Below are 14,104 nucleotides of genomic sequence, written 5' to 3'. Positions count from 1 at the left end.
GTGTTTCTGTATTAGGACATATGCAGCGTGGTGGTTCACCTTCTTGTGCAGATCGTGTTCTTGCTAGTCGTATGGGCGTTAAAGCGGTAGAGAGTCTTCTAGAGGGAAAAACCAATTACATGGTAGGAATTAAAGATACTCAAATGGTATTGTGTCCTATCGATAAGGCCGTGAAGGGTAAAACAGATATCGATCTAGAATTGATACGTGTAAGTGATATAATGACGACTTAATCAGTTATCGCATTAAGAAACATATATTAACAGTTCCAACTGTCTAAAATAGGAAATCGAGGAAACTGGTTTTAAACTCAATGTAAAGGCCAGATTTGAAATTAAAAATTATAAATAAATAGTAAAAGATGAGCAAAAAATTAAGATTAGGAATAAACGGTTTTGGACGTATAGGTCGTATCGTTTTTAGAGCTACGTTAAAGAGAGAAAATGTAGAAGTTGTAGCAATCAACGATTTAGTAGATGTAGAGCAACTGGCTTATTTATTAGAGTATGATTCCGTTCATGGACGTTACGGTGGTAGTATAGAAATTAAAGATGGTAACTTAATCATCGATGGTGTAACAGTAAGAGTAACAAGCGAGCGCGACCCTAAGAATCTAAAATGGGATGAAGTAGGAGTAGATGTAGTTGCAGACTGTACAGGTATCTTTACAGATCTTGATAATGCACAAGCACACTTAGATGCTGGTGCAAAGAAAGTAGTAATCTCTGCTCCATCAAAAACAGCTCCTATGTTTGTTATGGGAGTAAACGATTCAGAACTAACCGCAGATCATAATATCGTTTCTAACGCTTCATGTACGACTAACTGTCTTGCACCTATGGCAAAGATATTGAACGATAACTTTGGTATCCAGGAAGCTTTAATGACTACAGTTCATGCTGCTACGGCAACACAACAAACTGTAGATGCACCTAGTAAGAAGAATTATCGTTTAGGTAGAAGTGCTATGAATAACATTATTCCTACTTCTACAGGAGCTGCTGTTGCAGTAACTAAGGTAATTCCAGAATTAAAAGGTAAACTTACCGGTATGGCTTTCCGTGTTCCTACGGTAGATGTTTCTGTGGTAGATTTAACTGTGAAGCTTGAAAAAGAAACTAGTTTAGAGGAAATTAATTCCGCTTTCGCGAAAGCGGCAAATGGCGACATGCAAGGTGTAGTAGGTTACACTGATGAGCCTGTTGTTTCTCAGGATTTTGTAAGCGATGCGCGTACGAGTATTTATGATGCTGGTGCAGCTATCGAGTTGAACCCTACATTCTTTAAGCTAGTAAGCTGGTATGATAACGAGTTCGGTTACTCTAATAAATTAGTAGATCTTGCTGAAAAAGTAAATTCTTTATAATATAAGTTAGCAAAAGCGCTGTAATTTTCTATTTACAGCGCTTTTCTTTTTGTCACTAACCTTATAATAAATCTTATGATTCTGATAACTGACAGTGGTTCTACAAAGTCGGACTGGATTGCGCTGGATAACGATGGTAAGCAACTTTTTAAGACACGTACTCGTGGAATGAATCCCGCTATACTCACTACAGAGCAACTTCAAGAACGCATTCTAGAAAGTGAAGAGCTGGTTGCAAATAAAGAAAATGTAGATCAAGTCTTTTTTTATGGTGCTGGCTGTGGTACAGAAGGTCCTAGAAAAAATCTAGAAATATTACTTTCTAGCTATTTTCACAAGAGTGAAGTAGTGGTAAAAGAAGATACTGCTGCTGCTGTATATGCCGCTGTAGGTGATGAGCCTGGTGTAGTTTGTATATTAGGAACAGGTTCTAATTGTTGTTTCTCAGATGGAGAGAATATTGTGCAGCGAGTAGTCTCTTTAGGATATACTTTAATGGATGAGGCAAGTGGTAACTGGTACGGTAAGAACTTACTTAGAGATTATGGATTTAGAAACATGCCTAAAGACTTGATGAAAAAGTTTGCTGAGGCTTACAACATGGATCCAGATTACATCAAATTTCATTTGTACAAGCAACCTAATCCCAACGCATTTCTTGCGCATCATGCAGAGTTTATCTTTCAAAATCTAGAAGAGCGTTATATCAAGAAGTTACTTCGTAAAGGCTTGCGTAAATTTTCACGTAACATGATTTTACAATTCAGTGAAGAAATAAAATCTCACGAAGTACACTTTGTAGGTAGTATAGCTCATTTTGCACAAGCGAGAATAAAACAAGTCGCAGCAGAATTTGGTTATGAAGTAGGTAACATCGTACGCAGGCCTATTGATGGATTAGTACAATACCATATTGATAAAATAAAAAAACAACAGATTTCATAGATTTTAAATCGTCTCTGGAACTTTGTATAAAGCTCTTTTAAAGGTAATCACTTTTAAAGGAGCTTTTTATTTCTAGTCCTTTTGTTCAAAAGAGACTACCTCATTAGTTTCAGGATCCTTAAAAAAATAGATAGAAAAATCTTTTTCTTCTATTCTGTATTCTAGAATAAATTCTAACGGTTTTAGTTTTCTGAAATCTAATTGATGAAAATGCCATTTAGGGTAACCACCTAACATCATTTTATAGGATGAAGTCTGCTCGATTTCTTTTGCGGTTTCCTTGTATAAAGTCCAAGGATGCTCCTCATGTGTCGCCACGACTAACTTATGTACTTTAGGGAACCTATGAATAATTTCTTCCCAAATAGGTAAGCTTTGCACTAAGGTACCTTCTTGTGTTTTTATGTTCTTTAACCGATTTTCTGACAACTGCTTTTTTAAAATAAGCTGGTAATTAGAAGCGTTTTTAATGGCTTTTTCATCGTCAATAAATAGAAAAGCTAGTTGATCATTCCGCTCAAATACTCCTTTACAAGGTAAGGCTTGTTCTTTTTTATTTTTAGGTACTTCTATAAAGTTAGAGATATATTCCTCTGCCACCACCGGTAATGAATTAAATCGATAAGCATCTAGGGTCAATGGTTCTAATTGTTCTAAAATCAATTGTTTTTGAGCAGCTGTTATCTGGGCAATTTCTTTACGAGAAGACATAAGGTTCTCGTAGTATTTCATAGGTTTTCCCAATAATTTTTCTAACTTTTTAAACATAAAAAGGACTTTTAATTAGTTGCTTTTAAACAAGAAATAAATATAAAAAAGCTGTTTTAAGTATATTAAAACAGCTTTCTAATTATAAGGCGATGACTAAACTATTTATTCTGCAGGAGCTTCACTCTCTTGCGATTCTGTCGCTTCATTTTCAGCTGCTGCTGCCTCAGCTTCTTCTTCCTCTTTCTTCATTTGTCTTTGAAGAATATTTAATTGCTTTTGCTTTTCTTTAATAACGTCTAGTTCCTTGTTCAATTCTGCAATGTTCTTTTTAGTCTGAACTAAAAATGGATTCTTGTCGTCCTTTGCATTAATAAACTGTAAGTTATTATCGAGTTGTCTTACTTCATCTTGAATTTCATCACGTCTTTTTCTTAGATAGAAACGTTCGTTTTTAAAATCCTTTTCATCTCCGTTTTGTAAACTAGCAAGTTTGTTTTGATACTTCAGCATTTCGGCATCAACAGCACTTAATCCAGAAGCTTTTAATTTAGCTTGTAAAAGCTTTTCAAACTTATCTTGAATCATACGCTTGCTATACGGTACACGACCTATTTTAGCCCAGTCTGCCATATGCAGTTCTACTTGAGCAAGCATTGCTTTTTTGTCATCTTGAGGTATCATTTCTTTCAAAGCATCATAAACTTTCATTTTTGCTTCAAAATTTTCAACTTCTTCTTTATTCTCTTCTTTCTTTTGAGCCGATTTTTTATCAAAAAAGGCGTTACAGGCTTTTTGAAAACGTTTCCAGATCTTATCACTATCCTTTTTAGGAACATGACCTATTTGTTTCCATTCTGCCTGAATGCGTTTCATGATTTGCAAACCTTCAGCAAAATTCTCATTGTCTTGATGCTCTTCAGCAATAGCAATCAATTTCATTTTTGCATCAAGATTATCTTGTTGCTCTTTTTTAAGACCTTTGTAATAATCATTTTTAGCCTTGTTGAACTCTCTAGTAACGGTTCTAAATTGATTCCACAACTCGTTATTTACAGCTTTAGGCGCAGGTCCTGTTGTAGTAAACAATTCTCTTAAAACTTTTATCTCCTCAAGTCTATCTTGCCATTCTTTGTGGTTTTTTGCTCCTTGCTCAGTGATCTTAGCAATTTCAGCCACAATATTTTCTTTGATGAGCTGGTTTTTTGCATTGATTTTATCGCGTTCCTCATAATAAGCTTGTCGTTTATCATGAATCACTTTTGTCGCCGCGCTAAATTCATCCCAGATAGGATCACGCATCTCTTTTGCAACTGGTCCAGCATCTTCTTTCCACATACGGTGCAACTCTTGCAGCTCTCTTAAGGCTTTATGAATGTTCTCTTCATTTCCTAATTCTACGGCACGAGCGATAATCTTATTTCTAAATTCAAGATTGCGTTCAAAATCTTTATCTCGCAATTCTTTACTTAAATCTATATAATCATAAAAGTTTTGAGTCGCTAGACGATAATCTTCCCACGTGATGTTATAGGCATCATGAGGTATATTACCTGTTGCTTTCCACTCGTCCTGTAGGGCATGGAACTTTTTAAAAGTTGTTCCTATATTTTCTTCTTGATCTATAAGAAGTTTTATGTTTTCAATGATTTCTCGACGTTTTGCAAGATTATCTTCTTGTTGCTTGCGTTTGTCTCTTTGAAATTGTCCTTTTTGCTTTCTATAAAGGGAGTGAAGATCATAGAATTCTGTAGCGATCTCATTTTTATATTCAAACTCTGGTGCTAGAGGATCATCACTAGGTGGATTCTCTTCCTTGAACTTTTCTTGAGCTTCCTTTTTAGCATCAGCATCTGCAGCTTCAAAAGCTTTTTTAATATCTTCAGCTTGAGTTCTGAAACTATTGATAGGATATTCTTGCATTAAGAAACGCAACTCGTTTACAAGAGCAGGCATGTCCATAGAAGCATAATCCTTTTCTTCTATTTCTTTAACGCTATCGTCTTCTGGCTCGTTATCATCTTCATCGTCATCATCATTTTTTGTAGACTCAGTGGTTTCAGAAGTTGTCTCTACATTATTTGCTGCAGCAGTTCCAGTTTCATCGTCCACTTCAACTATAGGGTCTTCAGACTTTTCCACTGCTTCTTTTTCATTTACAATAGCATCTTCATGCGTCGTAGAAGTGTCTTGAGTAGTTTCTTCTACCTTGTTAGTGCCGGTTTTTACCGGTTGCTCACTATCTGTCTCGCTATCAGTAGTTTCTTGACCTTCTGTGTTGGTCGTTTTTTCCGTAGCTTCTTCTAACATCGCGTTTTCTAAAGCGTCTTGAGATTCGGTCTTTTTTGAATCCATTTCTGGCGTATTTCCATCTGCATTTTGCAGGTTGTCATTCTTATCCATTACTATAATTTTTAATAGGAACGGCAAGATAAATAGATTCTTCTATACCTACAATGCAATGGTGCATTACTTATTCCAAAGTTCCCACGCTTTTTCTGCTTGATGTTTAAGCATTTCATGGCCGTTAATCACTTGAGATCCTTTCTGTTGCCCTAGTTTCATGAACATTGTAAGTGCAGGATTATAGACAAGGTCATAAAGAATATGAGAGTCATTCAAGTGCTCGTAAGGTATATCAGGTCTCAAATGAACATCTGGAACGACGCCTAATGGTGTGGTGTTTACAATAAGGCTTACCATTTCTAGAACCTCTTTATTTACTGACTTATAGTCTATTGTAAACTCGTCTTGCGGATTCCTACTCACAAACAAAAATGGAATTTGCATGGCTTCTAGCGTATAAGCCACTGCTTTAGAAGCGCCACCAGTTCCTAGTATAAGGGCGTTTTTTTTAATGGGTAAGAACTTCTCGAGGCTTTTTGCAAACCCATAACAATCAGTGTTATGACCTGTCCAGATATTATCTTCAATGGTAACCGTGTTTATCGCACCTATAACTTTTGCTTCCTCACTTATATCATCCACTACCTGCAACATGTGCTCTTTATAAGGAATAGTCACATTTAGTCCTCTCAAAATCTCATTTTTACCGTTAGTAGTTCTAGTTTGCTCGTTGTAGGTAACGCTTTCGCGAAAGCGAGATAATAAGAAATCCCTACTCATTTCAAAATTTCTATAATGATGATCTTCTAGTCCTAGTTTTTCAAATTTCTCACTAAAATAAGATCGAGAAAAACTGTAATCCAGTCGTTCTCCTACTAGTCCAAAAATGCTAGATGGGATTTGCTTTATTTCCATAATGATCTAAAATATAAACACTTAAAAAACCTATGATTATCATAAGTATTGCAATCCATGTATAAGAGTCTGTAAATTCTGGCCAGTAACGGCTATAATTTTCTAATATGTAGTCTCCGTTTTTATCTAGGATTAAAAATCCTTCTTCTGTAGTTTTAAAGATTTCTCTTTTCCACGGCCATACCACACCTAAGGAGCCTGTTATAAAACCTATAATCATCGCATTAGTCTCATTGCGATAATGTTTTATAGTCCACCCTAAAAGATGTGAAAGGCTCACTAGTCCTATAATCGATCCTAATGTGAACACGCTTAAAATTTGTAGTAATTCCATATGGACAGGATCCTGCCACCATGAGAAATCACCTTGGATAACTGCTACCATAGTATCAAAAAAGGCATTAATACTGTCTACTAAAAGCAATACGTAATTACCTAATAAGATGAGTATAAAGCTGCCGCTTAGTCCAGGAATAGTCATTCCTGTTATACTTATCATACCACAAAAGAATACAAAAAATAGATTGGTATTTTCTGTAGCTGGATCGAGTAGGGAAGTGCCTATTCCTATAAGCGTACCTATTACTAAAATGAACATGTTGTTGCGTGTCCATTCTCCAAAACTGCGCGAAATGTAATAAATGGAGCCTAAAATCATGCCGAAAAAAATAGCCCAAACAAGTATAGGATAATATTGAATAAGTAAATCAAACCCTTTACTTACGGTAAAATAGCTCAAGGCTTCACCTAATATTAATAAAGATAAAAACCTACCGTTGATGTAATTAAAAAAGCTACCGAACCTTCCCGAGAAGAAAAGTTTAACGGCTTTCAAATTTAACTTTTGTAGCGAGTTGATAAACTCTTCATAGAATCCACCTACATATGCTACAACGCCACCGCTTATTCCAGGAACCTTATTTGCAGTTCCCATAGCTACTCCTTTTAGGACTAGGAATAGTTTATCGGTAAAGCTTCTTGTAGGCTGGCGCAATTATATTTGTTTTTTGTTTGCCCAACGTTCTAATCCTAAGATTAATATAAATCCAAGTAGAGCAAGTAGGCAAACGTATACTATCTGTGGATCACCATCATAATTTAATGGTGAGATACTTTTTTCTAAAAATGGAACTTGTATTCCATGACTGTTAGTTCGATATTTTATCACTTCCTTCCACGGCCATAGCTTATTTAAGGAACCGATCATAAAACCAGTTAATAATGCTAGAGTGAGATTTTTTTGATTTTCAAATAACCAGGTGAGTATTCGAGAAAATACTTTAAGACCTACCACACAACCCAATGCAAAAAGTAGTAAATTACTTAAATAATCCCATACTAGAGACCAGTTGCCAGCAGCTATAGCTTCCATTAAACCAGATATAGAGCCTAAAACGGTCTTGTAACTTCCTAAAAGTAATAGTAAAAAAGCACCTGAAACTCCTGGCAAAATCATAGCGATTATAGCGATAAAGCCAGAAAAAATTATATACCACCAGCTATCTGGTGACCCTAAAGGCTCAGCAATTGTGATATAATAGGAAGCAATAGTTCCCAAAAGAATAGCTGTTACCACACCTAAATTCCATTTAGATATTTGCTTACCTATGTAGATGACACTAGCTAGTACTAAACCAAAAAAGAACGACCACAGCAACACAGGATACGTCTCTAGAAGATAAGTAAGAAGTTTAGATAGACTTAACACACTTATTGCGATACCTATAACTAATGAAAGAAGAAAGCTTAGATTGTACTTTACAAATGTATTTTTGACTCCTATTTTAAAGAAGTCTTTTAATAGCTGTAAATCTATACCATCTATAGTTTTAATCAATTCTTCATAGATCCCAGTTATAAAAGCAATGGTTCCTCCTGAAACTCCAGGTACTACATCTGCAGCACCCATAAGCATTCCTTTAATAGCAGTGGTAATGTTTTTTTTAAGAGGCATTATTAATATTTTTTAAAAATTTCCTGTAGCAACAACTCATTAATAACTGTGAGAACTGTATCTCAAATTATTATTACTAAATAGAAATATAATACAATTTGTAATATGAATTTTATAATTTAATAAAGAAGGTTGTTAACTCACTAATGCGGTAATTAAAGAACAATTTAAGAATGTACTTGTAACTATAATTTCTATTCTTCTCTAATAAAACCAAATCCCAAGTATTGAGGCTTGGGATTTGAGATTTTAAATTTATCTGTGGATAGTTTGTGTTCTATCAGGTCCTACACTAACAACTTTAATAGGAATTTCTAATTCTTTTTCTAAGAAATCAATGTAAGTATTGAGCTCCTTAGGAAATTGAGAAGGTTCTCTCATTTTGGTAAGATCTTCTTTCCAGCAATCAAATTCTGAATAAATAGGAGTAACGTTCTCTGGTTCTATATTATAAGGTAAGTGTGTAATTTCTTCACCTTTATATTTATAGGCCGTACAAACTTTAAGTTTATCAAATCCAGAGAGTACATCTCCTTTCATCATCATCAACTGTGTTACACCGTTTACCTGACATGTGTATTTTAATGCTACTAGATCTAACCAGCCGCAACGTCTTGCTCGACCAGTTACTGCGCCAAATTCATGACCTACTTTTGCCATTTCTGCACCTACTTCATCAAATAATTCGGTAGGGAATGGGCCGCTACCTACACGAGTGGTATAGGCTTTAAATATTCCAAATACTTCACCTATTTGATTAGGTGCAACTCCTAAACCTGTACAAGCACCGGCAGCAGTCGTATTTGAAGAAGTTACAAAAGGATAAGTACCAAAGTCAATGTCGAGTAATGATCCTTGAGCACCTTCTGCAAGAATAGACTTTCCATTTTTTTGAGCTTGTTGTAAATATTCTTCGCTGTCTATAAAAGTTAATTCTTTAAGCGTTTCTACAGCTTTAAAGAATTCTGCTTCCATTTCAGGTAAATTATATTGAATATCTACGTTGTGAAAAGCAATAAGTTCTTCATGCTTATTTGCAAGAGCTCTATATTTATCTTTCCATGTATTAAGTTCCAGATCTCCTAGTCTTATACCATTACGACCTGTTTTATCCATGTAAGTAGGCCCTATTCCTTTGAGAGTAGATCCTATTTTTGCTTTTCCTTTTGAAGCTTCAGAAGCGGCATCTAACAATCTGTGAGTAGGAAGGATCACATGAGCCTTTCTAGACAAAATTAGTTTGCTTTTGTAATCAATATCAAATTTATCTAATCCTTCTAATTCTTGTACAAACACTACAGGATCGATAACCACACCGTTACCAATTACATTCATGGACTTTTCATGAAAAATTCCAGAAGGAATTGTTCTAAGAACATGTTTAATACCGTCAAATTCTAAAGTATGTCCTGCATTCGGACCACCTTGAAATCTTGCGACGATGTCATAATTAGAGGTAAGAACATCTACAATTTTACCTTTTCCTTCGTCGCCCCATTGAAGACCGAGCAATAAATCTACTGCCATTGTTATTTTTTTTCAGTTGTTTTTTTAACGCCGTAAAAGTATAAAGAATGATTGGTAATCGAGACATTAAAAACCTCTTCTATTGTCTTTTTTATTGACTCTATTCTTGGGTCGCAAAATTCTATCACTTCGTTAGTATCTGAGATGATTAAATGATCGTGCTGTCTGTCAAAATAAGATTTCTCATAATGAGATTGATTTTGATTAAATTGGTGTCTTCTAACTAATTTACACTCCAGCAATAATTCAATAGTATTATAAAGCGTAGCGCGACTTACACGGTAATTTTGATCTTTCATTTTGGTATATAATGACTCTATGTCAAAATGCTCATCGCTCGCATATATTTCATCTAGTATCGCATATCTTTCTGGAGTTTTACGATGTTTATTTTCACTCAAGAATTGTGTAAAAACATTTCTAACTATTTCCTGCTCTCTTTCAAGATTGTTGATAATTTCACTCATATTTTAAGATCTGGTTACCTTATCGATACCATTTAATTTGTTTAGATTTTGAATAAGAGAAGTAAGTAGATTTTTATTAGGTACTACAACGGTTATCTCGCCCGTAAAAACTCCATGATTACTATTAAAGGAAATATTTCTAATATTCACATGCATATTTTCAGATATAACTCCTGTAACTTCTTGAACAAGTCCCATGCGGTCTATTCCTGTTAGTTTTAATTCTGCCTTATACTCACGTTGTGTGGAGTCTATCCATTTAGCACTGATAATTCTATAAGCAAATTTACTTTGTAAACTTATGGCATTAGGACAATTGTTTTTGTGAACTTTTATTCCTTCACTTACAGTTGTAAATCCAAAAACTGCATCTCCTGCGATGGGATTACAACACTTTGATAGTGTGTAATCCAAAGTAGCTCCTTCCTTACCAAAAACTATAGCGTCATAATTTTCAGTAACTTCTTCCTTATTGATATCTGGATTCTCCTTAGGCTTTCTGATTTTATTTTTCAGAAAAGAGTACAACGCATTGCTACGGCTATTGGCATAATCTTTTATAGCCTTATTATCAATCGTTCCATTTCCTACTCGATAAAAAAGATCGTGACTGGTTTTTAATTTAAAGAAGTTGACCATTTGATTCACACTCGTTTCGTCGAGGACAATCTTCTGTGATTTCAGTTTTCGCTTTAAAATTTCTTTACCATCAGCAGCAATAATTTTTTGATCTTCTTTTAAGGCGCTTTTAATTTTAGATCGTGCCCTTGCAGTAGTAGCATAATCCAGCCAGTTTTTAGTAGGCTTCTGATTTTCTGATGTGATAATATCTACTTGATCACCGCTTTTAAGTTCATGCGATAATGGTACTAATTTACCGTTCACTCGTGCGCCACGTGTGTGTAAACCTACCTCAGTATGAATAGCAAAAGCAAAGTCTAGTGGTGTAGAGGACTTTGGTAAAGATTTTAATTCACCTGTAGGCGTGAATACAAATATCTCTTTACTGTAAAGATTCAATTTGAACTGTTCTACAAAGTCGACAGCATTACCATCTTGATTTTCTAATGCTTCTTGTAAACGATTCAACCACTCATCAAGACCATCTTCTTTATCACCTTGCTTATATTTGTAGTGCGCTGCATAACCTTTTTCGGCGATTTCATGCATTCGTTCTGATCTAATTTGAACTTCTACCCATCTTCCATCAGGTCCCATCACTGTGATATGTAGGGCTTCATAACCGGTTGACTTAGGAGAGCTTATCCAGTCTCTTAAACGCACAGGATTTGGTGTAAAATGATCTGTTACAACAGAGTAAATTTTCCATGCAAGAAACTTTTCATTTGCTCTATCACTTCTAAAAATGATACGCACCGCAAATTTATCGTAAACCTCATCAAAAGAAACACTTTGCTTGAGCATCTTACGACGTATAGAAAAGACAGATTTAGGGCGACCTGAAATTCTATATTCTAATCCTTCTTTTTCTAGACTTTCATCTATTACGGCACTAAAGTCTTTGATATATTTTTTTTGCTCCTCTTTGCTATCCACAATGGATTGCTGTATATCATTGAAGACTTCTGGCTCTGTGTATTTAAGACCTAGATCTTCTAGTTCTGTTTTAATATTATACAGACCTAGCCTATGAGCAATAGGAGCATAAATGTAAAGTGTCTCACTGGCTATTTTTACCTGTTTGTAATCAGGCATGCTGTCCATCGTTTGCATATTATGTAAACGATCGGCTATTTTTATGATAATTACTCTTATATCGTCGTTAAGAGTTAGCAGCATTTTTCTGAAATTCTCTGCCTGTTGCGATATATCGGCATCCTTTTTAAGATGTGCAATTTTGGTAAGACCATCTACTATACGAGCAATAGTCTCGCCAAAAAGTCTTTCAATATCTGATAAAGTATAAGCTGTATCTTCTACTACATCATGTAATAAGGCTGCAGCAATTGCTGTGGCGTCTAGACCTATTTGTTTGGCAACTATTTTTGCAACCGCAATAGGATGAAAAATGTAAGCCTCGCCAGATTTGCGTCGTTGTGGCGCATGTGCTTCTACCGCTATGTCAAAAGCTTTTCTAATCAGCTTTTTATCCTCATCGGTAAGCATTTGATAACTGATTTTTAAAAGGTCTTTATAGCCCTTTGCTATCAGTTTATTTTCCTCTTTTATTTCCACATCAGTCATATAGTAAAGTTAAGGTACTTTACGGATATGACCAATTATTTTATAAGCTCAAGTGGTAGATTTTTACAGGTCTAATTTCCTCGATTCAGAAAAAAAATTATGTACTTAAGTGAATTAAATGCAGCTACATAAAAACAGTGCAAAGAATTTTAAATACGTCGTTTGCTTTTATGTAATTGATTCATAGCTACTTAATAGATGGTGATTTTATAGCATTAAATGGTCATTTCAAAATCCTTTGCCATCACCTTCATAAAACTTAAATTTAAGTTAATTTAGCGATGTAGAACTTATAATTAAATGAAGCTTTCCCTAGAAGCACATAAAGAAGCCTTGCGTCATATGGCTTCAAAAAAGAACGATGAAATAGAACCGTTTCTTGAAAATTTTAAGAACCAATCTGTAACTGGTTTGAACGCTGGTTCTATGCGTTATATTCTCAACTTAAACGAGATGAGATATGATTTTGTAAGCGATGCATGCTTCATTTTTACTGGTTTTAAAGCATCAGATTTTTATAAAAAAGGTCTTGATATTTTACCTGAAATTATCAAAAAACAAGACTTTAAAGCCTTGTCTAACGATTTATTTCCAGAGATGAATAATCTTGCTAAAAAGATGAATATTAAAGATCAAGAAGCCATTGTTTTTGAATTGTACTATCGCATGCAAAACATCAATACAGGGAAACTTATATCTGTTGTAGAATACAGTTCTTATGCTGGCTTTGATCAAGAAGGTAAACCGTCTTTTTCAACCGGTATATGCTATGAGTCTACCTTATGTTTTAACGGTGTACGTGGATTATTGAGGTTAAATCGTAAAGATGAGCAAGAAACCTTATTTGATAAAACTATTCATTATTCAACGTATGTTTTAACTCCTTCAGAAAAGAAAATACTAGGTTATCTATTAGAAGGAAAGGCCCATAATGAAATCGCTTCTGAAGAGTTTATCTCTCCTCACACAGTTAAAACTCATATAAAAAACATCTATAAAAAATTAGACGTTAATAAGGTGACAGAGCTCATGGCTCGTTTTAACAATCAATGATATGAAAATCTCGCTTTCGCGAAAGCGGAATTATTAAATTAACCCTTTATAACATCATGTTGTAACATCTATTGTTGCTCCATTTGTATCTTATAATCTGTACCTATTTGATCTAGACGATTCATTTAATGTTTTGTTAAGCTGTTCAAAATAGGGACATGTAGTCTGTTCTTTTAATTATTTTACCCAACTAATCAATTTATATAATCAATGAAAAGAACTATTTTCACTACTCTTGCGATGGCTATAGCTTTATTTTTAAGCAGTTGTAAGACTACTCAAAAGGCAGTCGCGCAAAAAGAGGAACAAACTAAAGAAACTGCCAGCAAGAAAAAATCAAAATTTAAATCTTATAATAAAGTCATTACTAATGATGCGATTACTGATGAAGGTTTATTTACAACTCATCAAGTAGATGAAGATTATTTTTATGAGATTCCTCATGATTTACTAGATAAAGACATGTTGTGGGTAACTCGTATCGCGCAAATCCCTAATAATTTAGGAGGTGGCTATTTAAATGCAGGCTCTAAGACTAATCAACAAGTAGTGTCTTGGGAGCGATTTCAAGATAAAATTTTATTGAAGGTTAAATCTTATGATGAAGTAGCACTGGAC

The 14,104-nt window shown here is 34.6% G+C and carries 13 protein-coding genes; 5 read left to right on the top strand and 8 right to left on the bottom strand.

Annotated elements, in window-relative coordinates; genetic code table 11:
• From A9Q93_RS07330 to A9Q93_RS07320, 3 genes are all read left to right on the top strand, one after another.
• Positions 1–233: 6-phosphofructokinase (locus A9Q93_RS07330; RefSeq protein WP_303686735.1), on the top strand; the 233-nt coding region annotated here is incomplete at its 5' end.
• 128 nt (positions 234–361) lie between these two features.
• A complete protein-coding gene (gene gap, locus A9Q93_RS07325) occupies positions 362–1,366 on the top strand; it encodes a type I glyceraldehyde-3-phosphate dehydrogenase (protein WP_303686734.1) in 1,005 nt (334 codons plus the stop codon).
• A 75-nt stretch (positions 1,367–1,441) separates the two neighbouring features.
• Positions 1,442–2,311 (top strand): BadF/BadG/BcrA/BcrD ATPase family protein, encoded by an 870-nt coding sequence (locus tag A9Q93_RS07320; protein ID WP_303686733.1) that lies wholly within the window; start codon positions 1,442–1,444, stop codon positions 2,309–2,311.
• 72 nt (positions 2,312–2,383) lie between these two features.
• Here A9Q93_RS07320 and A9Q93_RS07315 read toward each other — a convergent pair whose 3' ends face one another.
• The 8 genes from A9Q93_RS07315 to A9Q93_RS07280 all read right to left on the bottom strand — a co-directional run bounded on the left by A9Q93_RS07315 (position 2,384) and on the right by A9Q93_RS07280 (position 12,433).
• Positions 2,384–3,079 carry a hypothetical protein gene (locus A9Q93_RS07315; protein ID WP_303686732.1) on the bottom strand — a complete coding sequence of 232 codons (696 nt, stop codon included), beginning with the start codon at positions 3,077–3,079 and terminating at the stop codon, positions 2,384–2,386.
• Positions 3,080–3,184: 105 nt separating this feature from the next.
• A complete protein-coding gene (locus tag A9Q93_RS07310) occupies positions 3,185–5,422 on the bottom strand; it encodes a DUF349 domain-containing protein (protein WP_303686731.1) in 2,238 nt (745 codons plus the stop codon).
• 66 nt (positions 5,423–5,488) lie between these two features.
• The gene (locus A9Q93_RS07305) at positions 5,489–6,280 is read right to left on the bottom strand and encodes a shikimate dehydrogenase (protein WP_303686730.1); all 792 of its coding nucleotides are present in this window, start codon (positions 6,278–6,280) and stop codon (positions 5,489–5,491) included.
• Positions 6,255–7,274 carry a DUF368 domain-containing protein gene (locus A9Q93_RS07300; protein ID WP_303686729.1) on the bottom strand — a complete coding sequence of 340 codons (1,020 nt, stop codon included), beginning with the start codon at positions 7,272–7,274 and terminating at the stop codon, positions 6,255–6,257. The genes A9Q93_RS07305 and A9Q93_RS07300 overlap by 26 nt, the downstream gene beginning before the upstream one ends.
• Positions 7,275–8,234 (bottom strand): DUF368 domain-containing protein, encoded by a 960-nt coding sequence (locus A9Q93_RS07295; RefSeq protein ID WP_303686728.1) that lies wholly within the window; start codon positions 8,232–8,234, stop codon positions 7,275–7,277.
• Between the two features lie 255 nt (positions 8,235–8,489).
• Complete coding sequence (locus tag A9Q93_RS07290) at positions 8,490–9,761, bottom strand: adenylosuccinate synthase (protein ID WP_303686727.1); 1,272 nt, start codon at positions 9,759–9,761, stop codon at positions 8,490–8,492.
• Between the two features lie 2 nt (positions 9,762–9,763).
• Positions 9,764–10,228, bottom strand: a complete 465-nt coding sequence (locus A9Q93_RS07285) for a Fur family transcriptional regulator (protein ID WP_303686726.1) — start codon at positions 10,226–10,228, stop codon at positions 9,764–9,766.
• A 3-nt stretch (positions 10,229–10,231) separates the two neighbouring features.
• A complete protein-coding gene (locus tag A9Q93_RS07280) occupies positions 10,232–12,433 on the bottom strand; it encodes a bifunctional (p)ppGpp synthetase/guanosine-3',5'-bis(diphosphate) 3'-pyrophosphohydrolase (RefSeq protein ID WP_303686725.1) in 2,202 nt (733 codons plus the stop codon).
• Between the two features lie 300 nt (positions 12,434–12,733).
• Between A9Q93_RS07280 and A9Q93_RS07275 the strand changes: the two genes are divergently transcribed.
• Together A9Q93_RS07275 and A9Q93_RS07270 are read left to right on the top strand one after the other, a co-directional pair.
• Positions 12,734–13,486 carry a helix-turn-helix transcriptional regulator gene (locus A9Q93_RS07275; protein ID WP_303686724.1) on the top strand — a complete coding sequence of 251 codons (753 nt, stop codon included), beginning with the start codon at positions 12,734–12,736 and terminating at the stop codon, positions 13,484–13,486.
• A 210-nt stretch (positions 13,487–13,696) separates the two neighbouring features.
• On the top strand, positions 13,697–14,104 hold a 408-nt coding region (locus A9Q93_RS07270), incomplete at its 3' end, for a DUF5118 domain-containing protein (RefSeq protein WP_303686723.1).

The sequence above is a fragment of the Nonlabens dokdonensis genome (assembly GCF_002162835.1).
GTDB lineage: Bacteria > Bacteroidota > Bacteroidia > Flavobacteriales > Flavobacteriaceae > Nonlabens > Nonlabens dokdonensis_B.
This window is presented reverse-complemented; position numbering and strand designations above follow the sequence as displayed.